The sequence below is a fragment of the Pseudomonas sp. AB6 genome (assembly GCF_034314105.1).
In the GTDB taxonomy this organism is placed as follows: Bacteria; Pseudomonadota; Gammaproteobacteria; order Pseudomonadales; family Pseudomonadaceae; genus Aquipseudomonas.
Map to the genome: position 1 here is coordinate 4173764 of NZ_JAVIWJ010000001.1, position 24878 is coordinate 4198641.

A 24878-nucleotide genomic window follows, 5' to 3' on the forward strand; every position below is an offset into this window, starting at 1 on the left:
ACTGAATCGGCGACGCCTATCGGGCGCATCCCACGCGTTGCGTAGGACATGTCCTGCGCACAAGTAAGGTTGGTCTTACGGATTTCGGTCGACAAAAAAGCCCCGTCCCGGCATAACCCTGGACGAGGCTTCTGGTCTCAACCAACTAACCCATCAATGACGCTTGCGATTGGTAATCTGAGTGCCCACGCCGCTGTCGGTAAAGATCTCCAGCAACACGGCATTTGGCACGCGGCCGTCGATGATGTGCGAGCTGTTGACCCCGCCCTGAACCGCTTCCAGCGCGCAGCGAATCTTCGGCAGCATGCCGCCGTAGATGGTGCCATCGGCTATCAGGTGGTCCACTTGCTCGGTGGTCAACCCAGTCAGTACTTCACCCTGTTTGTTCATCAAGCCAGCGATGTTGGTCAGCAATATCAGCTTTTCGGCCTTGAGGGCTTCGGCTACTTTACCGGCCACCAGATCGGCGTTGATGTTGTAAGACTCGCCGTCTGGACCGACACCAATCGGTGCGATGACCGGGATGAAATCACCCTTGACCAGCATGTTCAGCAGGTCGGTATTTACGCCGACAACTTCGCCGACCTGGCCGATGTCGATGATTTCTGGTTTGGTCATGTCAGGCGTCTGTCGGGTAACCGTGAGTTTGCGCGCACGAATCAGCTCAGCGTCTTTGCCGGTCAGGCCGATGGCGCTGCCGCCATGGCGGTTGATCAGGTTAACGATGTCTTTGTTGACCTGGCCGCCCAGCACCATCTCCACCACGTCCATGGTTTGCGCATCGGTCACACGCATACCGTCGATGAAGTGGCTTTCGATCGACAGTCGCTTGAGCAAGTCGCCGATCTGCGGGCCGCCACCGTGAACCACTACCGGGTTGATGCCGACCGCTTTCATCAGCACGATGTCGCGCGCAAAGCCGGTTTTCAGCTCGTCGCTTTCCATGGCATTGCCGCCGTATTTGATCACCAGCGTCTTGCCAACGAATCGGCGAATGTAAGGCAACGCTTCGGACAAAACCTTGGCGACGTTGGCAGCGGCATCACGTTCGAGGGTCATTCAGGGCTCCAGGGAGACTTAGGGTCGGTCAAAACGGTAATTCTAGATCAGGTGCGACGTTCTTTAGTTGGGCATGAAACACGTCTTTGATTCGTTGCAGTTCAGCTTCGGTATCGGCTTCGAAGCGCAATACCAAAACCGGCGTGGTGTTCGAGGCACGCACCAGACCCCAACCTTTCGGGTAATCCACGCGGACGCCGTCGATGCTGGTCAGCTTGGCTTCTTGGCCCCACTGAGCGTCGCGTTGCAAGGTTTCAATGATGCTGAACTTGGTCAGGTCAGTCACATCGATATTGATTTCCGGGGTGGAAATATCGTTCGGAAAGGTGGCGAACACTTCGTCTGCGGTGCCTTTTTCCTGGCTGAGGATTTCCAGCAGACGCGCAGCGCTGTAAATACCATCGTCAAAACCAAACCAGCGCTCTTTGAAGAAGATGTGGCCGCTCATTTCACCGGCCAGCAATGCGCCGCTCTCACGCATTTTCTTTTTGATCAGCGAGTGACCGGTTTTCCACATCACCGGGCGGCCGCCGTATTCAAGAATCAATGGCGTGAGGCGTCGGGTGCATTTGACGTCAAAAATGATATCGGCACCAGGATTGCGGGACACCACATCCTTGGCAAACAACATCAGCAAACGGTCAGGAAACACGATGGCCCCGGTGTTGGTTACGACCCCAACGCGATCACCGTCGCCGTCGAACGCCAAGCCCAGGTCGGCCCCGGTTTCTTTAACTTTGGCGATCAAGTCAACCAGGTTTTCCGGTTTGCCTGGATCGGGGTGATGGTTCGGGAAGTTGCCGTCAACATCGCAAAACAGCGGGATGACTTCGCAATTCAGAGCTTCGATCAACTGCGGAGCGATGACGCCCGCCGCGCCGTTGCCGCAATCGACCACGACTTTCATGCGCCGGGCGAGCACTACGTCTTTAGTGATTTCCTTGAAATAAGATTCAAGGATTTCGATCTTTTCGACGTTGCCCGTGCCCGTGGTCAGGTCGTTGGTTTTTAGGCGGGTATGCAACGCCTGGATCTGTTCATTGGCCAAGGTGTCGCCAGCAATGACGATCTTGAAGCCGTTGTAGTTTGACGGGTTGTGGCTACCGGTCAGCATGACGCCCGATTTACCTGCCAGCACGTTGGCGGCGTAGTAAAGGGCCGGAGTTGGCACGAGCCCGATGTCGCTGACATGGCAGCCGCTGTCATATAAACCCTGAATCAATTGCTGTACCAGCTCAGGTCCAGACAAACGGCCGTCGCGGCCTACAGATACGTGGGGTTCATTCTTGGCCAGGCTTTCTGAGCCGATTGCGCGCCCGATCCAGTAAGCTGTTTGTGCGCTAAGGGTTTCGCCAACAACGCCGCGAATGTCGTAGGCGCGGAAAATGCTGTCAGGAAATGCTGGAGCTACGGTTGCTAGGCTGCTCATGATCTGGGGGTGCTCCATTCTCAGGAAGTCCTGGTTTTCGTCGAGGATGTCGATATCGAGAATATCGGTGTCTTGGAACAGCGGATCAACCCACTCGGCATGCAAGGCCTCGGTTTGGGTCGTCGCTGCGGCATTCACTGTCTCAGAGCTGGCCTTTGCGTTTGAGGTCTCTTGAGCTGCGTTTGCCCCTATCACCGGAGAGGCGCTGCGCATCGAAAATCGCGCAAGACTCTGCGCAAGGCCATTTAGCGCTGGAAGACTCAAGCCGAACGCTTTGACGGCTTTTCCGCCCGAGAGTTCTTGAAGCAGTTGGTCTAACTGTCGGGCATCGGCACTAATGCGTCGGTGCAGTGCTCTATCATTAAGATATAGCCCGAACGCTGCGCCGATAAACGCAAGTACCACGGCCAAGCACAACATTAACCATGGCGTCCCTACGTCGAGTGCCGGACCTGCTGAGAATTCAAGCTTCCAGTTGAGCTGACCGGTGTCGAACATTTGCGCTGCACCAAAAGGTTGGCCGCGCAGTAGCAAGACCTGCCCAGGACCGGAGCCGAATTGCTGGGTCACTTTCACCTCACCGACCTCGGCAGGTAGCATTGGCAAAGCGTTTAATACCCGTTGCAGATCGAATGCCAGTAGCAATGTGCCGGTGACGGGGGCATTCGGGGTAGCGCGCAGCGGGGCTGCACTGTAAACCAACCACCGGTTACCTATTTTGTGCGCCTCGGGCGGCGGAGTCTGGCCTTGGGTAGTTTTGTTGAGCATGTCCAGCGTGGCGAAACTCACTGGCACCGGACCTTGCGTGTTCACCTCTGTCAAGCCCGTATGACTGAGTCGAGCCCCGACCACACCGCTGCGAAAACTCAACTGGGTTTGGGCGTCGCCGATCGCAGAGACATCGTTACTTTGCAGTACCTGAGTCAGCTTGCCATCAAGCGCGGCGGCCTGGGTTTCTGCATTCAATTGCTTAAGCGCCGCGCCGAGTGCTGAGGCTTGGCTGGAGCCCCAAGCTTCGCCAGGCTGAGGTTGCTGCTGGGAATGGTTGGAAAGCGCCCACCACAGCAGCACGCTGGCGGCGATCAAGCTGATGACCACCGAAACAAGACCAAGTGAAAAAAAACGTGGGCGAGCCATTAACGGATCATCGATTACGGGATTCGAGGTGCCGCTTGTTTTGGCTCTACGGTTAAGACCCTTCAAATAACCTCTCCCCCATATTCAACCTGAATGGCAACGTATTGTTCCTGATCCGATTTCGCGCAGTGCGAATCGCAAGCGATCGGGGCAAGCTCAAGTGGTTATCTAGCCAAGCTTTTAGTGGCTGCCGGAATGTCCGAAGCCGCCTGCGCCGCGCTGGCTTTCGTCGAACTCGTCTACCAGCTCGAAGTGGGCCTGGACTACAGGCACCAAGACTAACTGAGCAAGACGTTCGCCCACGGACATCTTGAAAGCAGTTTGGCCCCGATTCCAGCACGAAACCATGAGCTCCCCTTGGTAGTCGGAGTCGATCAAGCCGACCAGATTGCCCAGCACAATGCCGTGCTTATGACCCAGTCCGGAGCGGGGCAAAATCAGCGCTGCCAAGCCTGGGTCACCGATGTAGATCGACAGGCCAGTGGGGATCAATAAGGTCTGACCTGGTTCTATGACAGTGTCTTCCTTAAGCATTGCGCGCAGATCAAGACCTGCGGAGCCTGTGGTGGCGTACGCGGGAAGAGGGAAATCACTGCCAATGCGTGGGTCGAGGATTTTGGCTTGTAGGGCATGCATACGTAATTAAACCTGGTTCAGACGGTCGGCGATGAAGGTGATCAGCTGGCGGGCAATCTTGCCTTTACTGGTCTGAGCAAAAATAGTTTCGTGCAGCGCACGGTCGATGACGCTGCACGCATTTTCTTCGCTGTTAAAGCCGATGCTGGGGTTGGCAACATCGTTGGCGACGATCAGATCAAGGTTTTTGTCCTTAAGCTTACGGGCGGCGTAGTCGAGCAAATGTTCGGTTTCGGCAGCAAAGCCGACACTGAAGGGGCGGTCCGGGCGGCCCGCAATGGTCGCGAGAATGTCTGGGTTACGAACCATCTGCAACAGTAAGCCGTCGCCGGTGGCGGGGTCTTTCTTGAGTTTATGCGGCGCGACGACTTCTGGCCTGTAATCCGCCACGGCAGCAGAGGCGATAAACAGGTCGCAGGGGATCGCCGCCTCACAGGCAGCGAGCATGTCGCGGGCACTGACCACGTCGATTCGGGTGACGCGATCAGGCGTTTGCAGGTTCACCGGGCCGGTAATCAACGTTACGCGGGCGCCCGCTTCGACTGCCGCTTCAGCTAAGGCAAAACCCATCTTGCCCGAGCTGTGGTTGGTGATGTAACGCACAGGATCGATGTTTTCCTGAGTCGGGCCGGCGGTGATCAAGACATGTTTGCCGGTCAACGATTCGCGGCGGAAACATTCAGCGGCGCACAGCGCGAGGTCATTGGCTTCGAGCATCCGGCCAAAACCGACATCACCACAGGCTTGGCTGCCTGAGGCCGGGCCGAACATACGCATGCCGCGATCTTCGAGTAGCCGGGTATTGGCCTGGGTGGCCGGGTCGCGCCACATTGCTTGATTCATCGCAGGTGCCAACGCAACCGGGGCGTCAGTTGCCAGCACGACAGTGGTCAAAAGGTCATTGGCCAAACCTTGGGCCAAGCGTGCAATAAGGTCCGCCGTGGCGGGCGCAATCAACACCAGATCGGCCCATTTCGCCAGTTCGATATGACCCATGGCAGCTTCAGCGGCCGGGTCTAGCAAGTCCATGTGCACGGGATTGCCGGACAAAGCTTGCATGGTTAGGGGGGTGATAAATTCACTGCCGCCGCGGGTCATGACAACACGCACTTCCGCGCCCTGATCGAGTAACCGACGGACCAGTTCGGCGCTCTTGTAGGCAGCAATGCCGCCGCCGACGCCTAGAACAATGCGTTTCCGATACAGCCGCTGCATAGGCCTGCCTTTTAGTCGAGTGATCGCAACGGCGATGACGCCTCCCCAGGCCAAGTCGCCGCGCAAAAAAGATGGGCTAAGATAGCACAGCGACCGCACCGGAACAGCGGGGCCCACACACATGGAGGTGTTATGAGTATTCGAGATTGGCCCGTGGCGGAACGCCCACGGGAGAAGCTGCTTGAGCTGGGTTCGGCAAGTCTTTCTGATGCTGAGCTGTTGGCCATATTTTTACGCACCGGCGTGACCGGAAAAAGCGCTGTGGACCTTGCCCGACACTTGTTGAAGCAATTCGGGAGCTTGAGAGCGTTACTGGAAGCGGACCTTAAAACCTTCAGCCAGGAGCTGGGATTGGGGCCCGCCAAGTTCGCGCAGTTACAAGCGGTGATAGAAATGTCCCGGCGGCACATGGCTGAGCGCCTGAAGCGTGACCCAAGCCTGCACAATCCTCGGGACGTGCGCGAATACCTGAAGGCGATGGTGAGGCATGAGCCGCACGAGGTCTTCGGGTGTCTGTTTCTCGACGCCAAGCATCGGGTTTTGGCGTTCGAGGTGTTGTTCCACGGCTCTATTAAGTGTGCCGAAGTTCACCCGCGCCAGGTGGTCAAGCGCTCGCTGGCGAACAACGCGGCGGCAGTCATTCTGTGCCATAACCATCCATCAGGCATCACCGATCCCAGTCAGGCAGATCAAAACCTGACCGTACTGTTGAAAAAGGCGTTGGGATTGATCGACGTTCAAGTGCTCGATCATTTCATCATCGGTGACGGTGAGCCGCTGTCCATGGCGGAAGCCGGTTTGATGTGACGCCCTCAGGCCGCGCTGGCTGGCGCGGCCTGAGCTTCAGAGATGGCCCTGAGAATTACTTCAGCGTGACGTGGGCAAAGTCTTGGCGTCCGAACGGACTGACCTGATAACCCTGTACGTTTTTTCGGGTCAGCACCGCAGCAGTAGGGTGCGCCAAGGGTAGCCAAAGTGCTTGTTGTTGGATGTACGCTTGCGCTTGCTGATACAGAGCACTGCGTTGTGCCTGATCGCTACCGGCTTTGCCGTCGCTGATGAGCTTATCCAGGCCCTTATCGCAATAGCGGGCAAAGTTAGTCCCTGAGATCACCGCGGCGCACGAAAATTGTGGGGTCAAGAAGTTGTCTGGGTCGCCGTTATCGCCCGCCCACCCCATGAATAACAGGTCATGCTCGCCCGCTTTCGCGCGACGAATCAGCTCGCCCCACTCAATGACTTTAATCTCGGCTGTAATCCCGACTTTGGCCAAGTCGTTTTGTAATAACTGCGCGCCCAGGCTCGGGTTCGGGTTCAACAAGCTACCCGATGGTCGCGTCCAGATCGTGGTTTTGAAGCCGTCGTTTAACCCGGCTTTGGCCAGCAGTTGGCGAGCTTTGGCAGGGTCGTAGGCATAGCCGGGCAGGTTTTTGGCGTAGCTCCAGGTATTGGCTGGATAAATACCACTGGCGGCTTTTGCGGTGCCTTGAAATACGGCTTTTAGGTAAGTCTCTTTGTCAAACGCCAAATTGAGCGCCTGACGTACTTCCGGTTTATCCAGCGGCGGGTGTTGAGTGTTGATTGCTACGAAAGCGGTCATGAACGCCGCGTTTTCCTCGACTTTCAATTGGGGGTCAGTTCGGGCGGCTTGAATATCAAGCGGCTTGGGCGATAGAGCGATCTGGCATTCGTTCTGACGAATTTTTTGCAGCCGAACGTTGGCATCCGGGGTAATCGCAAAAACCAGCGCATCAACGCCCGGCTTGCCGCCAAAATAGTCCGGGTTGGCTTCGTAACGCACCACAGCGTCTCGCTGGAAGCGCTTGAAGATGAAAGGGCCGGTGCCGATGGGTTCGCTGTTGAGTTTTTCCGGGGTGCCGGCCTTGAGCAGTTGCGCGGTGTACTCGGAAGAGTAGATCGAAGCAAAGCCCATGCTCAATGTCGCCAGGAAGGTCGAGTCCGGGTGGTCGAGGGTAAAGCGGACCGTGTGCTCATCAGGCGCCTCAATGTTTTTGATCAGCGCTGGCAGCTGCATCGATTGGGCATGTGGGAAGCCGCTTTGAGCGATTTTGTGCCAGGGGTTAGCCGGATCAAGCATACGTTGAAAGCTGAACAGCACGTCGTCGGCCGTCAGATCTCGGGTCGGGCTGAAATAATCGGTGTGGTGGAATTTCACGCCGGAGCGTAATTTAAATGTGTAAGTCAGGCCGTCCGCAGAAATGTCCCAATGCTCGGCTAAGCTGGGTACCACCTTGCCGTTCTGTGCGTCGAACTCCACCAAGCGGTTCATCAGTACATCGGCTGATGCGTTGGTGGTGGTCAGCGAGTTGTATTGCACCACGTCAAAGCCTTCAGGGCTGGCTTCGGTGCAAACGCTGAGCTGAGTCGCAGCCTGAGCCCATAACGGGCATAGCAACGGGGCGAGCAGAAGGGGTAAGGTAGCAAGGCGCATGGCTATATTCCTGTCAGATTTTGCCCCATCTGCGGGCGCAGTCTGGTGAGGGAGTTACCCTAGACTATGCGCGGGGGCAGGACAATCCATCTGGTTCGACGAGCGGTAGATTTGCTTCCATCGCCTGTGCCGACTACCGTTTAAGCCCGTAAAAGGGCAAAACGAAGAAGGTATTCTGCATGTACTGTTGTTGCATTGCAGGGTTTCTGATATAAAGCAGCGCTCTTTTCTAGGGGCCCGGTTCCTTCGTTTGTAGGTGTAGCCGGTAAGACCCCTAAAGAAACGCGGCGCCTGGCGCCAACTGAGAGATTAAGCGGCCAACCCATGCCGGGTTGGGCATGTGGTTTTAGAGGGCTGAGGCATGTCGAGAGTATGTCAAGTTACCGGTAAGGGTCCGGTAACCGGGAATAACATTTCCCACGCAAACAACAAAACCCGTCGTCGTTTCCTGCCGAACCTGCAGCATCACCGCTTCTGGGTCGAGTCCGAGAATCGTTTCGTGCGTCTGCGCGTATCTGCCAAAGGCATGCGTATCATCGACAAGCGTGGCATTGATGTCATTCTTCTCGAAATCCGCGCCAATGGCGCTAAGGTCTAAGGGAGAAAGTCATGCGTGAATTGATCCGTTTGGTGTCGAGCGCTAACACAGGCCACTTCTACACCACCGATAAGAACAAGCGCACTACTCCGGATAAAATCGAAATCAAAAAATTCGATCCGGTAGCTCGCAAGCACGTGATCTACAAAGAAGCCAAAATCAAGTAATTGATTTCTACTTCTTTACGAGAAAGCCCGCCTGAGAAGGCGGGCTTTTTTGTGTCTGAATTTTGGGTTTATGTTGAATAAAATGAACAAGAGCTCACCGTTTGCTCCCAAGTGTCAAATATATTGGAAATAACCGGTTGACTTGGTTTAGGGTGGCAACTGCCTTGGCTGATGCCATCCGTATTCAAAAATACAACAGGAGGACACTCGAATGACCACCCTGACTCGTGCTGACTGGGAACAACGCGCTCGCGATCTGAAGATCGAAGGCCGCGCCTACATCAATGGCGAATACACCGCCGCCGTTTCCAGCGCCACTTTCGAATGCGTCAGCCCGGTCGATGGCCGCCTCTTGGCACACGTCGCCAGCTGTGACGCCGCCGATGCCCAGCGTGCCGTTGATAGCGCCCGTGCAACGTTCAACTCCGGCGTGTGGTCGCGATTGGCGCCGGTCAAACGCAAAGTTGCAATGATCCGTTTTGCTGCCCTATTGAATGAGCACGTTGAAGAGCTGGCGTTGCTTGAAACCCTCGATATGGGCAAGCCGATCAATGACGCGCTGAACATCGATATTCCCGCGGCAGCTCAGGCGCTAAGTTGGAGCGGCGAAGCGATCGATAAGATTTATGACGAAGTCGCTGCAACGCCCCACGATCAATTGGGCTTGGTGACACGCGAGCCGATTGGCGTCGTCGCCGCTATCGTGCCGTGGAACTTCCCGTTATTGATGGCCTGCTGGAAACTCGGCCCGGCGCTGTCCAGCGGTAATTCGGTGATCCTCAAACCGTCCGAAAAATCCCCACTGACGGCCATTCGTGTAGCGCAATTGGCCGTTGAAGCCGGTATCCCTGCGGGTGTGCTCAACGTGGTGCCCGGTTATGGCCACACGGTCGGCAAAGCGTTGGCGTTGCACATGGACGTGGATACGTTGGTGTTCACTGGCTCCACCCGAACCGCCAAGCAACTGCTGATCTATTCGGGCGAGTCGAATATGAAGCGCGTATGGCTGGAAGCGGGCGGTAAAAGCCCGAACATCGTCTTCGCCGACGCGCCGGATTTGAAGGCCGCAGCCGAATCAGCGGCTGGCGCCATCGCATTCAACCAGGGCGAAGTCTGCACGGCGGGTTCGCGACTGCTGGTAGAGCGTTCGATCAAAGACCAGTTTTTGCCGTTGGTGATCGAAGCCCTTAAAGCCTGGAAACCGGGTAATCCGCTGGACCCGGAAACCACCGTCGGGGCACTGGTCGATACGCAGCAGATGAATACCGTGCTGTCGTACATCGAGTCCGGTCATGCCGATGGCGCCAAGCTCGTCGCGGGCGGCAAGCGTATTTTGCAGGAAACAGGCGGTACTTACGTCGAACCGACCATTTTTGACGGCGTGAGCAACGCGATGAAAATTGCTCAGGAAGAAATTTTCGGTCCGGTGCTGTCGGTGATTGCCTTCGACACCGCTGAAGAGGCCATCCAGATTGCCAACGACACGCCGTATGGCCTGGCTGCTGGGGTCTGGACCTCCAACCTGTCGAAAGCCCACCTGATCGCCAAGGCACTGCGAGCCGGCAGTGTGTGGGTCAATCAATACGATGGCGGCGACATGACGGCGCCGTTTGGTGGCTTCAAACAATCGGGCAATGGCCGGGATAAATCCCTGCATGCGTTCGACAAGTACACCGAATTGAAGGCGACCTGGATCAAGTTGTAATTCCGAAATCGAGCTGGGCGCTTCGTCAACAAGCTGGCTTCTACAGGTCAATTCTCTGTAGGAGCCAGCTTGTTGGCGAGAACCTCCTGCGGATCTATAAAAATGCGTTGGGGTACTTATTTCGCTGTTTTGGCTTCGGTCCTCAGCGTCGGATTAGCACTGGGCGTGAGCATGCCGCTGGTGTCCATGCGCCTGGAAAGCTGGGGTTACGGCGCGTTTGCCATCGGCGTCATGGCTGCGATGCCCGCTATCGGTGTTTTGGTTGGCGCCAGTGTCGCCAGCCGCCTGGCTGCGCATTTCGGCACGCCGCTGCTGATGCGATTGTGTTTATGGGGCGGAGCGCTCTCTATCGGGTTGCTGGGTTTACTACCGAGCTATGCCGTTTGGGTCGCGTTGCGGCTATTGATCGGCGTCATCCTGACCATCGTTTTTATTCTGGGCGAAAGCTGGATCAACCAATTGGTGGTCGAGCGGTGGCGCGGTCGGTTGGTCGCGCTTTACGGCAGCAGTTACGCCCTGAGCCAACTCGCTGGCCCGTTGCTGTTGGGTGTGGTCGGTACTGAGGCCGATTACGGCTTTTGGGTCGGCGCTGCGTTGCTAGTTGTCTCTCCGCTGTTGCTGCTGGGGCGAACCGGCGCGCCCAGCACCGAAGCGTGCAGCGTCACCTTTAATGATCTGTTTGGTTTCTGCCGAGGCTTGCCAGCGATTGCGTGGGCGATTGCGCTGTTCGCCGCGTTCGAAGCGATGATCCTGACATTGCTGCCGATCTATTGCCTGCAACAGGGCTTTACGCCGGAAACCTCATTGTTCATGGTCAGTACCGTGGTGGTCGGCGATGCTCTATTGCAACTGCCGATTGGTGCATTGGCCGACCGTGTTTCCCGGCGCACGCTATTTTCCGGCTGTGCACTGCTGTTGATGGTATCGAGCCTGGCCATCCCGTTGCTGCTCGACACCGTATTGATTTGGCCAGTATGGGTGCTGTTCGGTGCCAGTGCAGGCGGGCTATTTACCTTGTCGCTGATATTGATTGGCGAGCGTTACCGTGACGATGCACTGGTGCGGGCGAACGCCCATGTTGCCCAGTTGTGGGGCGTTGGTTGCCTGCTAGGGCCTTTGGCTGCGGGTGCGGGCAGCCAGTGGGTCAGTGGACATGCCTTGCCTCTTTTGATGGCTGCCGGTGCGTTCGGTCTGGTGATTGTTTCCCTGCGCCGCGGTGCGTTCGGCGTGCAACCGGTGATGGCTTAGCGGCGACTTGCCGTCACGCGGACTCGCTTAGCAGGTGCGTGATGGTCGCCCCCACTGTTCGTACCGCATTTTCAATCTCAGCCGTGGGTTTGGACGCGTAATTCATCCGCAAACAATTCCGGTACTTGCCTGCCGCCGAGAAGATACTGCCGCCCGCCACCTGAACGCCTTGCCCCAGTAACGCGCGGTTCAAGCGCAAGGTGTCGAAATCTTCCGGCAGCTCGACCCACAGCATAAAACCACCTTGAGGGCGACTGACCCGCGTGCCCTGTGGGAAGTAGCGCATGACCCAATCAGTCATCTGGTCGCGGCCACGCTGATATTGCCCGCGCATCCGTCGTAAGTGCGGTTCGTAATGCCCGTCCTTGAGAAATTCGGCGATGGCCAACTGAGGTTGGCTGGCGGTGCAGCCGGTGCTGATGTACTTCATGTGCAGCACCTGTTCTAAATACCGACCGGGTGCGACCCAGCCAATCCGCACGCCAGGCGCCAGAGTCTTGGAGAAAGAGCTGCACAGCAGGACACGGCCGTCTTCGTCGAAGGATTTTATCGTGCGAGGACGGGGATAGGTGTAAGCCAGGTCGCCATACACATCGTCTTCGATAATTGCGACGTCAAAACGTTGAGCCAGGGTCAGCAAGGCTTTTTTGTGTGCCTCGGGCATGATGTAGCCCAGCGGGTTGTTGCAGTTGGGGGTCAGTTGAATGGCTTTGATTGGCCACTGTTCAAGGGCTAGCTCCAATGCCTCAAGGCTGATGCCAGTCACTGGGTCAGTGGGAATTTCCAGCGCCTTCAATCCGAAGCCTTTGAGCATTTGCATGACTCCATGAAAGCTTGGCGAATCCACTGCCACGATGTCGCCTGGCTGGCAAATGGCTCGGAGGCTAGTGGACAGCGCTTCGCTACAGCCCGTCGTGATGACTAAATCGTTGGTCGTGAGCTGGCAGCCGGAGTCCAGCATCAGTCGTGCCACTTGCTCACGCAGGCTCAGAGTGCCGTAGATAGTGTCGTAATACAGGCTCGCCATGTCTTGACGTCGACTGATAGTGGCCAGCGAGCGCAGCAAGGGTTTAAGCGTCGGGCTGGTGATGTCCGGCATGCCTCGGCCCAATTGGATCACGTCCTTATTTGGCACGACGCGGATCAACTCCAGGACTTGATCCCACTGAGAAATCTCTACCGGACGCTGCGCGGGCCTCCCCACTGCGGGCAGGGCAGGCGCAGATCTCCCCAATGGAACGAAATAACCCGACTTGGGTTTCGGCGTCGCCAAGCCGTTGTCTTCCAGCACGCGATACGCCTGTTGCACGGTGCTCAGGCTGACCCCGTGTTCCACGCTCAAGGCGCGGACTGAGGGCAATCGGTCTCCGGGACGATAAAAGCCGTTTTCAACGCGAGAACCGAGCAGTTCAGCGAGGTTCACATAGAGCGTCATAGCGTACTCCCGACGGATTTTTTTCCATTAGACCAATACAGATAGTGCCAAAATACAGGATTCAGTGGATTATTTGCACTGTGTGTATTGAAAAAAAACCGGATTTTTGGATCTGTAATGGTTTTTCCACCTCCGCCATGATGAAGCCACACGCAAAGGGTGACGCAGGGGATAAAAATGAACGGGATGAGTGATGTACGGCTAATGCTGCGTGGTCAGGAGTTGCAGGCAGGGCAGAAGCCTTCGATCAATATGTGCTGCTCGCCAGCCTCTAGCCGCTGGGGTGTTTTTCGCCATCGCTGGCTAACCCGTAAAGTGCTGCTGGAACTGGACGCGGACCGGCTTCTGGACATCGGCCTCACCCGGGATCAGGCGCGCGCCGAAGGACTCAAGCCGTTCTGGCGAGCCTGATGAATATTTAGCGCAGTTCTTTCAAGCGGTGCCACAGCATGCCCAACGCCAATAGGGGAGAGCGCAATGCTTTCCCTCCTGGAAAGGTCATGTGAGGGACTTGGGCGAACAAATCGAATCCATTACTGTGCTGGCCACTGATCGCTTCTGCGAGAAGACGTCCAGCCAGGTGGGTGGCGTTCAGGCCATGACCGGAATACGCCTGCGCGTAATACACGTTGGGAAGGCTGCGTAGTCGACCGATCTGAGGCAGCCTATTGGCGCCGATACCGATCATGCCGCCCCATTGAAAATCGATTTTAACGTCAGTCATGTGGGGAAAAACCTGCAGCATCTTGGGCCGCATATAGGCTGCGATGTCTTTTGGATCGCGGCCCGAATAATGACAAGCACCACCGAACAGCAGGCGCCGGTCAGCGGAGAGTCGGTAATAGTCGACGGTCACACGCTGGTCGCAAACCGCCATATTCTGCGGCAACAGCATATGGGCTTGCTCGGGGCTAAGCGGCTCGGTCGCTATGATGTAACTGCCTGCTGCCAGCACTTTGCCGCTCAACTCCGGGTTTAGATCATTCAGGTAAGCATTACAGCCCAGCACCAAGGTCTCGGCGCGCACTACGCCGTGGGCGGTATGGACGCAGACCTGTGGACCGTAGTCGATTCGGATCACTGCCGACTGCTCAAAGAGTTGAACACCTAACTCGCGCGCAACGTGTGCTTCACCCAACGCCAGGTTTAGCGGGTGTAAGTGACCCGAGCCCATGTCGATTAATCCGCCGACATACCTATCCGAGCCCACTACTTTGTGCATGTCGTTGGCTTGCAGTACGTGTATTTCGTGGCGATAACCAAGGCGGCGCAATTCTTCCGCATCTTCGATCAAATGAACCAAATCGTGAGGCTTATTGGCGAGATCGCAGTAGCCCCAGGTCAGATCGCAATTGATTTGATAACGCTCCACTCGCTGGCGCACAATCTCCACCGCTTCGAGCCCCATGAGCTTCAGTTGACGCACGCCATGGCTACCCAGGGTCGGGGAGAATTGTTCCAGGCCATGGCCGACGCCGCGAATCAGTTGTCCACCATTGCGCCCGCTGGCACCCCAACCCATCTTGCGCGCTTCCAGCAACGCCACGCTCAGGCCGCGCTCCGCCAATTCAATCGCGGTGTTTAGTCCGGTAAAGCCGCCGCCGATGACGCATACATCCACCTTCAAGTCGCCCTTCAACATTGGATGGTCCGGTTGTGGATGGCTGCTGGTGGCGTAATACGAAGCGGTGTGCTGGTCGCTGACAGTCGGCTGCTGAACGCGGGCGTTCATGTTGTTTTTCCTGTTTGTTGTGTGTGAAAAATTTTACGCAGCATAGACGTCGATGTTAACGACGGGCAAGGTTTGGCTCGGTGGGGCTGTCGGCTCAGGCACCAGTGAGGCAAAATCTCGGCTGGTCTTTCTTTTGGTAATTGCCACAATGAGCTGCAACAGCCAAAAAATCCGCTTTCTGCGGCAGCAGATTCCTTCATTCGAGTGCGTCCCCGGCTGTCACGACTGCTGTGGGCCGGTGACTACGTCAACGGAAGAAATGTCCCGCTTACCGCGCAAGACCGCAACAGAGCAAGAGGCCGCGATGGACGAGCTGAACTGTGTCCATCTGGGGCCGAATGGTTGCACGGTGTATGAAGAACGTCCTTTGATCTGTCGTTTGTTCGGCACCACGCCGACGCTGCCTTGCCCTAATGGCCGCCGTCCAGTGGAAATGATTCATCCCAAGGTGGAGAAGCAGATTCACGAATACATGGCGACAACTCGCCAAGTGTTGGTGTGAGCAAGCGCGCTCCTACATCGTTGGCGGGGCGTCAAGGCTGGCAAAGCCCTACTCAGGAATCGGCAGATTCAGGCTTTCTTTCACTTCTTCCATCACGATGTAGCTCTTGGATTCGCGCACGTGGGGCAATTTGAGCAGGATGTCGCCAAGTAACTTACGGTACGACGCCATCTCAGAAATCCGTGCTTTGACCAAGTAGTCGAAGTCGCCGGACACCAAGTGACATTCCAGCACATGGGGCAGTTTTAGCACGGCGCGGCGGAACTCTTCGAAGGTGTCGCCCGACTTGTAATCCAGGCTGATTTCAACGAAAACCAGCAGGCTGGCTTTGAGGCTTTGGGGATTAAGCCGGGCGTTGTAGCCCATGATGACCCCTTCACGCTCAAGCCTACGGACCCGTTCAGTACACGGCGTGGTCGACAGTCCGACGCGCTCTCCCAGCTCGGTAAATGAAATCCGGCCGTCCCCTTGAAGGATGCGCAGGATGTTGCGATCTATCTTGTCCAGTTCGCGCTTGGACTGATGCTGGGTCCGCATGGGTCACCCCTCTCTACTAATGCCGTTATTGCCGAGAATTACCGCCGAATATAGGTGTTTATATAGTGAAATGCACTGCCCACTGCTTTTTATACTAGGCATATCTTTGCTCATAAGCACAAACGTCAGCGGATATCCGCGATTGAGGGATTTACTATGCGAGTTCTGGTCCTTGGCAGCGGTGTGATCGGTACGACGACGGCCTATTATCTGGCGCGGGCCGGGTTTCAGGTGACGGTTGTCGACCGCCAGCCAGCGGCCGCCATGGAAACCAGTTTCGCGAATGCCGGCCAAGTCTCGCCAGGATATGCCTCTCCGTGGGCTGCGCCGGGCGTGCCGCTCAAGGCCATCAAATGGCTGCTTCAGCGCCACTCGCCACTGGCGATCAAGGCCACTGGTGACATCGATCAATACCTGTGGATGGCGCAGATGCTGCGCAATTGCACCGCCAGCCGGTATGCGGTGAACAAAGAGCGCATGGTGCGTCTTTCCGAGTACAGCCGCGATTGTCTTGACGAACTACGCATCGAAACAGGCATTGCCTACGAAGGACGTAGCCTGGGCACCACTCAGCTGTTCCGCACCCAAGCACAGCTCGACAACGCCGCCAAGGATATCGCCATTTTGGAGCAGTCCGGCGTGCCCTATGAGTTGCTTGACCGCGCCGGCATCGCTCGGGTTGAGCCCGCTTTAGCGGGGGTCACCAATATTCTTGTCGGTGCGTTGCGCCTGCCTAATGACCAGACCGGTGACTGCCAGTTATTTACGACTCGCCTTGCGGAAATGGCGGTCAAGTTGGGCGTTGAATTCCGTTTCGATCAGAACATCGAGCGGCTGGATTTTGCCGGCGACCGAATCAATGGCGTGTGGATTGATGGCAAGCTGGAAACCGCTGACCGCTATGTGCTGGCGCTGGGCAGTTATTCGCCGCAGTTGCTTAAGCCGTTGGGCATTCGCGCCCCGGTGTATCCGCTCAAGGGTTACTCGCTGACCGTGCCGATCACCAACCCGGCCATGGCGCCAACCTCGACTATTCTCGACGAGACCTACAAGGTCGCGATCACCCGTTTCGACAACCGTATTCGGGTGGGCGGCATGGCCGAAATCGCGGGTTTCGATCTGTCGCTCAACCCGCGTCGGCGCGAAACGCTGGAGATGATCGTCGGCGACCTTTATCCTCAGGGCGGTGATTTGGCAGAGGCCAGTTTTTGGACTGGCTTGCGTCCTACCACGCCGGACGGCACACCGATTGTCGGCGCCACACCGTTTCGCAATCTGTTCCTAAATACCGGCCACGGCACACTTGGCTGGACCATGGCCTGCGGCTCGGGTCGTTTGTTAGCCGATTTGATCGCTCTCAAAGCACCCCAGATCAGCGCCGAAGGCCTCGATATTTCTCGCTACGGTAAAACCCAGGAGATCGTAAAACATGGCAATCCTGCGCCAGCTCACCAATGAACGCATGAGTCAGATCGTCGTCCACAACAGCACCGTGTATTTATCCGGGCAAGTGGCTGACGACATGGCCGGCGGAATTGAGCAGCAAACCCGCGAGACACTGGGTAATATTGAACGCCTGCTGGATTTGGCAGGCACCAATACCTCCCGAATTCTCTCGGTGACCATTTACCTGAAAGACATCGACGCGGACTTCGCCGGCATGAACAGCGTTTGGGACAAGTGGTTGCCAAAGGGCGTCGCCCCGACCCGTGCAACTGTTGAGTCGAAGCTGTGCGAGCCAGAGATTTTAGTTGAACTGTCGGTGATTGCTGCGCTGCCATAAGGATTCCCGCAGTACTACGCAATTTCTACAGCCCTCATTCCCTCACCTCAGAATCCCGCCGCCATGCGTCCTGCTCGCGCTTTAATCGATCTTCAAGCCCTGCGTCACAATTATCAGTTGGCACGTGAAACCAGCGGCGCCAAGGCGCTTGCGGTCATCAAGGCTGATGCCTATGGGCATGGTGCGGTGCGTTGTGCGCAGGCGCTTGAGGCCCAAGCCGATGGTTTTGCCGTGGCCTGCATCGAAGAGGCACTGGAGTTGCGTGATGCGGGTATCCGCGCCCCGATTTTGCTACTCGAGGGGTTCTTTGAAGCTAGCGAATTACCCCTGATTGTCGAGCACGATCTCTGGTGCGTGGTTCACTCGTTGTGGCAGATTGAGGCCATTGAGCAAGCGGGCTTAAGCAAACCGTTGACTGCCTGGCTCAAGCTGGATTCAGGCATGCATCGAGTCGGCTTGCGCCCCGCCGACTATAAAGCCGGTTACCAGCGTTTGTTGAGCAGTGGAAAAGTCGCAAGCATTGTTCTGATGACTCATTTTGCTCGAGCTGACGAACTGGACTGTTCTCGAAGCGACGAACAAGTTGCGGTATTCAAAGCGGCCACCCAAGGTCTCGTGGCGCCGATCAGTTTGCGCAATTCGCCAGCTGTGCTGGGTTGGCCAGCCATCCCTAGCGACTGGGTGCGCCCCGGCATTCTGCTGTATGGCGCGACGCCATTCGACCAGCCGCATAGCCTGGCCGCAGTCCTGCAGCCAGTGATGTCACTGGAATCAAAAGTTATCTGTGTACGCGAGTTATCGGCCGGCGAACCGATCGGTTACGGCGGCGGTTTCGTCACTGATCGTTCCATGCGCATCGGCGTAGTCGCCATGGGTTACGCTGATGGTTATCCACGTCAGGCGCCCACCGGTACACCGGTTTTTATCGATGGGCAACTAAGCCGATTACTGGGCCGTGTGTCCATGGACATGTTGTGCGTTGATTTGACCGATTCGCCACATGCAGGGCTTGGCAGTCAGGTGGAGCTGTGGGGCAAAAACGTACTTGCCAGCGACGTTGCCGCTCACGCTGGGACCATTCCCTACCAGATTTTTTGCAACCTGCGCCGAGTGCCAAGGCTCTATTGCGGCGCTTGAACGCAAGGGCTGGTTAGGCGCTGATCACCTTTCGATTATTCCCCGATAAGCGGCACGTGCTTTTCCGAGCAGGTTTGGGGTCGAAGTGTTGTAAATACTGAACGCTATCGCCATCATAACGTTCATTTCGACCGCACCAGCTCAATAGGAGGACTCCAGTATTGGACGTCGGTGAACGACTGCAATCCATTCGCAAGCTCAAAGGTCTGTCCCAGCGTGAACTCGCCAAGCGAGCGGGCGTGACCAACAGCACCATCTCCATGATCGAGAAGAACAGCGTCAGTCCTTCGATCAGCTCCCTGAGAAAGGTGCTGGGCGGTATACCAATGTCCATGGTTGAGTTTTTTTCAGAAGAGTTGGAGCAGGAAAACCCGACGCAGGTGGTTTACAAAGCCAGCGAGCTGATCGACATTTCGGACGGCGCGGTGACCATGAAGCTGGTCGGTAAGGCCCATCCGAGCCGAGCTATCGCTTTTCTCAGCGAGATCTATCCTCCAGGTGCCGATACTGGGGATGAAATGCTCGTGCATGAAGGTGAAGAAACCGGAATCATGCTTGAAGGTCGTCTGGAGCTAGTAGTTGGTACCGAGACGTTCATTCTTGAGGCGGGTGACAGTTATTACTTCGAAAGCACCAAGCCCCATCGCTTTCGCAACCCGTTCGACGAACCGGCGCGACTAATCAGCGCAGCGACGCCAGCGAATTTTTGAATTAAATTACCCGCTTGAACCAGAGGCGCGCTTCTCGGATAGAAGCACATAGCGTCCAGCGCAATGCCTGATGCTCAGTAATTACCCCTGCGACTATAGGGTTGTTTCGCAGTGGCAGGCTAACCGTTATACTTTCGTCCGCCCGCCAGACCGTGGCCGCGGGCGTGACTAGTCACCATGAGGGTGTAAGCGTGAATTTAATTAACAAAATGCTGGCAGTACCTGCGGTCGTATTGGCCCTTTGGGCCGTTAGCGCTCAGGCGACGACCAATACCAATGACGATATTGCCAAGCGTCTAGAGCCAGTAGGCCAAGTCTGCATACAAGGCAAGGAATGCGCAGGTATGAATGTTGCGGCATCCGCTGCCGGTGGTGGTGGCGCTAAATCACCGGATGACATTATTGCTGGCCATTGCAACGCATGCCACGGCACCGGCCTGCTGGGTTCGCCGAAAATCGGTGACGCCGCCGACTGGGGCAAGCGGGCCAAAGAGCAAGGCGGTCTTGAAGGCCTGCTGGCAAAAGCGATCACCGGTATCAACGCAATGCCGCCAAAAGGCACCTGCGCTGACTGCTCTGATGCAGAGCTCAAAGGCGCCATTTCGAAAATGTCTGGTCTGAAGTAATTCAGCGGGATGACAAGAAGCCGGCCTAGGGTCGGTTTTTTTGTGGGTGAATGAAACCGCAGCCTTGTCCTTTGCAGCAAACACCCGGCAAGCTCTGTCCAACCGTAACCAAGGATGTGCCGGGAGGGTCTAATGCCACAGTCATGCTCCATCCAACACGCCGTCGACCAAGTGCTCGAACAGTTGCCTGCGCATATTCACATGGGGCTGCCGTTGGGCTTGGGCAAACCCAATCTTTTCGTTAACGCTCTGTATGCTCGAGTCAGGCAGTTGCCCGAGCGACGGCTGACGATTTACACCGCGCTTTGCCTTGGGCGGCCTGATTTGGGTGATGGGTTGCAGGAACGCTTTCTTGAGCCCTTCGTGGCGCGGGTGTTTGGTGACTATCCCGAGTTGGATTTTCTCGCTGACCTTCACCGTGACAGGCTGCCGCCGAATATCCGCGTCGAACAATTCTTCATGCTGCCGGGCAGCCTGCTCAATAGTCATTCGGCGCAGCAGGATTACGTCAGTAGCAATTACAGCCATGCGGCCCGCGACATCAATGCCAATGGCTTGAACCTGGTGGCGCAACTGGTTGCTCGCGATCCGGCGCGGTCAGGGCGGTTGAGCTTGAGCTGTAATTCGGATGTGACCCTTGATCTGTTGCCGATGATTGCCAAACGTCGTGCTGCCGGTGAGACCATTTTGTTGCTCGGTCACGTACACGCCGATTTGCCGTACATGCCGGGTGACTCGGAACTCGACGTGGATGATTTCGATCTGCTGATCGAGAACGAAGACCACAGCACCTTGTTTTCCACGCCGAACATGCCGGTGGGTTTTCAGGACCATTTCATCGGCTTGCATACCAGCACCTTAGTGCGCGATGGCGGCACGTTGCAGATCGGCATTGGTTCGATGGGCGATGCGTTGACGGCGGCGTTGCTGGCCCGACAAGCCGATAATGGAGCCTATCGGGCGTTGCTCGACGAGTTGGATGCCACGTCGTGGCAGACCTTGATCCAGCGTGAAGGCGGCTTGCAACCTTTTGCTCAGGGTCTGTACGGGTGCAGCGAAATGTTCGTCAACGGTCTGTTGGTGTTGGTCGATGCAGGCATAGTGCGGCGCAGGGTGTATGCCGATGCCGCCGTGCAAAGACAGGCTATCGCGGGGACGCTGGATGAGTCGTTGCGGTCAGACGGCGTCGTGGTTCACGGTGGTTTTTTCCTCGGGCCGAATAGTTTTTATCAGCGCCTGCGTGAGTTCTCGTTGGAGCAGATGGGGCGCTTCAATATGACCGCCATCAGTTACATCAACGAGCTGTACGGCAACGAGGAACTCAAGCGATTGCAGCGACGCGACGCGCGATTCATTAATAGTGCGTTCAAAGTAACGTTGCTGGGGGCGGCCATTGCCGATCAATTGGAAGACGGGCGCGTGGTCAGCGGGGTTGGCGGCCAATATAACTTTGTCGCGCAGGCACATGCGTTGGAGGGCGCCCGCTCGGTATTGATGCTGCGCAGTTGGCGTGAATCCGGTGGTGATGTCAGCTCCAGCATTGTTTGGACGTATGGGCACGCCACTATTCCCCGGCATCTGCGCGATATCGTCGTCACTGAATATGGCATCGCCGACTTGCGGGGCAAGACAGACGTGAAGGTGATTGAAGCGCTGTTGAACATCAGCGATTCACGCTTTCAGACAAAGCTGATCGAGCAAGCGCAGAAGGTCGGTAAATTGCCCGCAGATTTTCAACTTGATCCACGCTTCACCGAAAATACGCCCGAGCGCTTGCAAGCATTGCAGGCTCGGTATGAGCAGCTCTTCACGGAGTACCCACTGGGGTGTGATTTCAATACAGAAGAAAAGGATTTATTGCGTGCGTTGAACTGGCTGAAGAGCAAGTTCAATCTCACTGAGATTTTACAGTTGGGTAAAGCAACCTTCGATGCGCCTGAGCCAAGCGCTTATCCGGCGCATCTTGAGCGAATGCAGCTGGATAATCCACAGGGCTTGAAGCAAGAGCTGTTTCAGCGGCTGGTGTTGGCCGGGTTGCAGGCCACAGCCCAGCCCTTGAACAAAGGGCCCTAAAGCTCACTCCACAAACGTAACCACACCGCCGGCCAGTGATTTAACCCGGGCCAATGACTCGACGCGGTAACCCTGCGCATCCAGTTCCGCCCGGCCACCTTGGAACGATTTCTCGATCACGATACCGACACCCACTACGCTGGCGCCCGCTTGTTTGATGATTGAAATCAGCGCTTGCGAGGCTTTGCCGTTGGCCAAAAAGTCATCAATGATCAGTACCCGATCACTGCTGGTGAGGTGTCTGGGTGAAATGGCGACGGTGCTTTCGACTTGCTTGGTGAATGAGTACACCGTTGCCGACAGCAGGTTTTCCGTCAGGGTCAGGGACTGATGCTTGCGGGCGAAAATCACCGGCACGCCCAATTTCAGGCCTGTCATGATTGCGGGAGCGATGCCCGACGCCTCGATGGTGACGATTTTGGTGATGCCCGAGTCAGCAAATAGCGTGGCGAATTCATTGCCTATCAGCTGCATCAACGCCGGGTCGATCTGGTGGTTAAGGAACGCATCGACTTTCAACACTTGGTCTGAAAGGACAATGCCTTCTTCGCGAATTTTCTGGTGCAGTGCTTCCACGATGATTCCTCAAGCGGCGCAAATGTGCGCAATAAATGAACAAAAATTAGCGTTTGAGCATGGCGCGAATGTCGGCCAGTGCGGTGTTGCCGCGAACGGCTTTTACTTCGACGGGCGTGTCATCGTTGCCTTCCCAGGCGAGGTCGTCTGGCGGTAACTCATCCAGAAAACGGCTGGGCGCGCAGTCGATAATTTCGCCGTACTGCTTGCGCTTGGCTGCAAAGGTAAACGCCAGCGTTTCACGCGCCCGGGTAATTCCGACATACGCCAAACGCCGCTCTTCCTCGACGGTATCGGCTTCGATACTTGAGCGGTGCGGCAGAATTTCTTCTTCCATGCCCATGATGAATACGTAAGGAAACTCCAGACCCTTGGACGCGTGCAACGTCATCATTTGCACGCCCTCGGCGTTGTCCTCTTCTTCCTGCTGACGTTCGAGCATGTCGCGCAAGACCAGCTTGCCAATGGCTTCCTCGATGGTCATCCCGCCTTCTTCGTCTTTTTCCAGCGTGTTCTTCAGCGCTTCGATCAAGAACCAAACGTTCCCCATTCGGTAATCGGCGGCCTTTTCGCTGGAGCTGTTCTGCCGCAGCCAATTTTCGTAGTCGATGTCCATGACCATGCTGCGTAATGCAGCGATGGGATCGTTTTGTGCGCACTGCTGACGCACGCTGTCCATCCAGCGCTTGAAGCGTTGCAGGCGGTCGGTGTAGCGGCTATCCAAATGCACGCCCAGACCAATCTCATCGGTGGCGGCGTACATCGACACTTTGCGTTCAGTGGCGTAATTGCCGAGCTTTTCCAGGGTAGTTGACCCGATTTCCCTGCGCGGCACATTGATCACGCGCAAGAAGGCGTTGTCGTCATCGGGGTTCACCAGCAATCGAAAATAAGCCATCAGGTCTTTCACTTCCTGACGCCCGAAGAAACTGTTGCCGCCCGAAAGACGATAAGGAATCTGGTGATGCTGCAACTTCAGTTCGATCAGCTTGGCTTGATAGTTACCGCGGTAAAGAATGGCGAAATCGCTGTAAGGACGGTCGGTGCGCAGGTGCAGGGTGAGCAGTTCAACGGCGACGCGTTCGGCTTCGGCGTCTTCGTTGCGGCAGCGGATCACCCGAATCTCGTCGCCATGGCCCATGTCGCTCCACAGCTGCTTTTCAAATGCATGAGGGTTGTTCGAGATCAGCACGTTGGCACACCGTAGGATGCGGCTGGTAGAGCGGTAGTTCTGCTCGAGCATGACCACTTTTAGCGACGGATAATCGTCCTTCAGCAACATCAGGTTTTCTGGCCGGGCGCCACGCCAGGCGTAGATGGACTGGTCATCGTCGCCTACCACAGTGAACTGATGCCGGGTGCCGATCAGCAGTTTTACAAGCAGGTATTGACTGGCGTTGGTGTCCTGGTATTCGTCCACCAGCAGGTAGCGGACCTTGTTCTGCCACTTTTCGAGAATGTCGGCGTGTTCCTGAAACAACTTCACCGGTACCAGAATCAGATCGTCAAAATCCACCGCGTTGTAAGCTTTGAGCGTGCGCTGATAGTGGGTGTAAACGATGGCTGCGGTTTGTTCCTTTGGGTTTCTCGCGTTTTCCAGGGCCTGGGCGGGCATGATCAAGTCGTTTTTCCACGAGCCAATCATATTCTTGATTTCGTCGACGCCATCGTCGCCCGAATATTCCTTTTGCATGATGTCGGTCATCAGCGATTTGACGTCGGTCTCGTCGAAAATCGAGAAGCCGGGTTTATAGCCCAACCGTGCATGTTCCTTGCGGATGATGTTCAAGCCCAAATTGTGGAACGTCGACACCGTCAAGCCGCGACCTTCACCGCCTTTTAGCAGCGTGCCGACCCGCTCTTTCATCTCGCGGGCCGCTTTGTTAGTAAAGGTCATGGCGACGATGTACTGCGCCCGAATGCCGCAATTCTGGATCAAATGGGCGATCTTGCGAGTTATCACACTAGTCTTGCCGGAGCCAGCACCGGCGAGCACCAAAAGAGGGCCGCCGACATAGTTCACGGCTTCTTGTTGCCGGGGATTGAGTCGGGACATGATAGAAAATATTGCTCAAGAAATGGCCGGTCATTTTAGCAGGATCAAGCCTTCGTGCCGTCATC

General features: G+C 56.3%; 23 protein-coding genes. 13 read left to right on the forward strand and 10 right to left on the reverse strand.

What is annotated here, in order from left to right; translation table 11 throughout:
* Window positions 1-153 precede the first annotated feature (153 nt).
* The 4 genes from argB to coaBC form a co-directional block, all read right to left on the reverse strand.
* Window positions 154-1059 carry an acetylglutamate kinase gene (gene argB, locus RGW60_RS19655; protein ID WP_322206143.1) on the reverse strand — a complete coding sequence of 302 codons (906 nt, stop codon included), beginning with the start codon at window positions 1057-1059 and terminating at the stop codon, window positions 154-156.
* A 28-nt stretch (window positions 1060-1087) separates the two neighbouring features.
* Window positions 1088-3691, reverse strand: coding sequence for a phosphomannomutase/phosphoglucomutase (locus RGW60_RS19660; protein WP_407074124.1), 2604 nt, complete (start codon window positions 3689-3691; stop codon window positions 1088-1090).
* Between the two features lie 114 nt (window positions 3692-3805).
* Window positions 3806-4261, reverse strand: a complete 456-nt coding sequence (gene dut, locus RGW60_RS19665) for a dUTP diphosphatase (RefSeq protein ID WP_322206145.1) — start codon at window positions 4259-4261, stop codon at window positions 3806-3808.
* 6 nt (window positions 4262-4267) lie between these two features.
* A complete protein-coding gene (gene coaBC, locus RGW60_RS19670) occupies window positions 4268-5476 on the reverse strand; it encodes a bifunctional phosphopantothenoylcysteine decarboxylase/phosphopantothenate--cysteine ligase CoaBC (protein ID WP_322206146.1) in 1209 nt (402 codons plus the stop codon).
* A 132-nt stretch (window positions 5477-5608) separates the two neighbouring features.
* On the opposite strand from coaBC, the gene radC reads away from it, so the two are divergent.
* A complete protein-coding gene (gene radC / locus RGW60_RS19675) occupies window positions 5609-6283 on the forward strand; it encodes a RadC family protein (RefSeq protein ID WP_322206147.1) in 675 nt (224 codons plus the stop codon).
* Between the two features lie 55 nt (window positions 6284-6338).
* Here the strand turns inward: radC and RGW60_RS19680 are convergent, their stop codons facing one another.
* Window positions 6339-7928 carry an ABC transporter substrate-binding protein gene (locus RGW60_RS19680; protein WP_322206148.1) on the reverse strand — a complete coding sequence of 530 codons (1590 nt, stop codon included), beginning with the start codon at window positions 7926-7928 and terminating at the stop codon, window positions 6339-6341.
* A 361-nt stretch (window positions 7929-8289) separates the two neighbouring features.
* Between RGW60_RS19680 and rpmB the strand changes: the two genes are divergently transcribed.
* From rpmB to RGW60_RS19700, 4 genes are all read left to right on the forward strand, one after another.
* Entirely contained in the window at window positions 8290-8526 is a 237-nt protein-coding gene (gene rpmB, locus RGW60_RS19685; protein ID WP_219063049.1) for a 50S ribosomal protein L28, read from the forward strand.
* Between the two features lie 11 nt (window positions 8527-8537).
* Window positions 8538-8693 (forward strand): 50S ribosomal protein L33, encoded by a 156-nt coding sequence (rpmG, locus tag RGW60_RS19690; RefSeq protein WP_219063048.1) that lies wholly within the window; start codon window positions 8538-8540, stop codon window positions 8691-8693.
* 211 nt (window positions 8694-8904) lie between these two features.
* Window positions 8905-10398 carry an aldehyde dehydrogenase gene (locus RGW60_RS19695; protein WP_322206149.1) on the forward strand — a complete coding sequence of 498 codons (1494 nt, stop codon included), beginning with the start codon at window positions 8905-8907 and terminating at the stop codon, window positions 10396-10398.
* Window positions 10399-10500: 102 nt separating this feature from the next.
* Window positions 10501-11646 carry an MFS transporter gene (locus RGW60_RS19700; RefSeq protein WP_322206150.1) on the forward strand — a complete coding sequence of 382 codons (1146 nt, stop codon included), beginning with the start codon at window positions 10501-10503 and terminating at the stop codon, window positions 11644-11646.
* Between the two features lie 13 nt (window positions 11647-11659).
* On the opposite strand, the gene RGW60_RS19705 is transcribed toward RGW60_RS19700, so the two are convergent.
* Complete coding sequence (locus tag RGW60_RS19705; protein ID WP_322206151.1) at window positions 11660-13081, reverse strand: PLP-dependent aminotransferase family protein; 1422 nt, start codon at window positions 13079-13081, stop codon at window positions 11660-11662.
* A 177-nt stretch (window positions 13082-13258) separates the two neighbouring features.
* Here RGW60_RS19705 and RGW60_RS19710 point away from each other — a divergent pair, with 177 nt between their 5' ends.
* On the forward strand, window positions 13259-13492 hold the full coding sequence (locus tag RGW60_RS19710; protein WP_322206152.1) for a DUF1127 domain-containing protein: 234 nt from the start codon (window positions 13259-13261) through the stop codon (window positions 13490-13492).
* Between the two features lie 7 nt (window positions 13493-13499).
* On the opposite strand, the gene RGW60_RS19715 is transcribed toward RGW60_RS19710, so the two are convergent.
* Window positions 13500-14813, reverse strand: a complete 1314-nt coding sequence (locus RGW60_RS19715) for an FAD-binding oxidoreductase (RefSeq protein WP_322206153.1) — start codon at window positions 14811-14813, stop codon at window positions 13500-13502.
* A 148-nt stretch (window positions 14814-14961) separates the two neighbouring features.
* Between RGW60_RS19715 and RGW60_RS19720 the strand changes: the two genes are divergently transcribed.
* Window positions 14962-15315, forward strand: coding sequence for a YkgJ family cysteine cluster protein (locus RGW60_RS19720; protein WP_322206154.1), 354 nt, complete (start codon window positions 14962-14964; stop codon window positions 15313-15315).
* A gap of 48 nt (window positions 15316-15363) precedes the next feature.
* Here RGW60_RS19720 and dadR read toward each other — a convergent pair whose 3' ends face one another.
* Window positions 15364-15852 (reverse strand): transcriptional regulator DadR, encoded by a 489-nt coding sequence (gene dadR, locus RGW60_RS19725; protein ID WP_322206155.1) that lies wholly within the window; start codon window positions 15850-15852, stop codon window positions 15364-15366.
* Window positions 15853-16008: 156 nt separating this feature from the next.
* Here dadR and dadA point away from each other — a divergent pair, with 156 nt between their 5' ends.
* From dadA to RGW60_RS19755, 6 genes are all read left to right on the forward strand, one after another.
* Window positions 16009-17310, forward strand: coding sequence for a D-amino acid dehydrogenase (gene dadA, locus RGW60_RS19730; RefSeq protein ID WP_322206156.1), 1302 nt, complete (start codon window positions 16009-16011; stop codon window positions 17308-17310).
* Window positions 17282-17635, forward strand: coding sequence for a RidA family protein (locus tag RGW60_RS19735; RefSeq protein ID WP_322206157.1), 354 nt, complete (start codon window positions 17282-17284; stop codon window positions 17633-17635). Before dadA ends, RGW60_RS19735 begins: the two co-directional genes overlap by 29 nt.
* Window positions 17636-17698: 63 nt before the next feature.
* Window positions 17699-18772 carry an alanine racemase gene (alr, locus tag RGW60_RS19740; RefSeq protein WP_322206158.1) on the forward strand — a complete coding sequence of 358 codons (1074 nt, stop codon included), beginning with the start codon at window positions 17699-17701 and terminating at the stop codon, window positions 18770-18772.
* A gap of 161 nt (window positions 18773-18933) precedes the next feature.
* Entirely contained in the window at window positions 18934-19482 is a 549-nt protein-coding gene (locus RGW60_RS19745) for a cupin domain-containing protein (RefSeq protein WP_322206159.1), read from the forward strand.
* A 191-nt stretch (window positions 19483-19673) separates the two neighbouring features.
* On the forward strand, window positions 19674-20108 hold the full coding sequence (locus RGW60_RS19750) for a c-type cytochrome (protein ID WP_322206160.1): 435 nt from the start codon (window positions 19674-19676) through the stop codon (window positions 20106-20108).
* 132 nt (window positions 20109-20240) lie between these two features.
* Window positions 20241-22181 carry an acetyl-CoA hydrolase/transferase C-terminal domain-containing protein gene (locus RGW60_RS19755; protein ID WP_322206161.1) on the forward strand — a complete coding sequence of 647 codons (1941 nt, stop codon included), beginning with the start codon at window positions 20241-20243 and terminating at the stop codon, window positions 22179-22181.
* A 3-nt stretch (window positions 22182-22184) separates the two neighbouring features.
* Here the strand turns inward: RGW60_RS19755 and RGW60_RS19760 are convergent, their stop codons facing one another.
* A complete protein-coding gene (locus tag RGW60_RS19760; RefSeq protein WP_322206162.1) occupies window positions 22185-22757 on the reverse strand; it encodes a xanthine phosphoribosyltransferase in 573 nt (190 codons plus the stop codon).
* 46 nt (window positions 22758-22803) lie between these two features.
* Window positions 22804-24813, reverse strand: a complete 2010-nt coding sequence (rep, locus tag RGW60_RS19765) for a DNA helicase Rep (RefSeq protein WP_322206163.1) — start codon at window positions 24811-24813, stop codon at window positions 22804-22806.
* Between the last annotated feature and the right edge of the window lie 65 nt (window positions 24814-24878).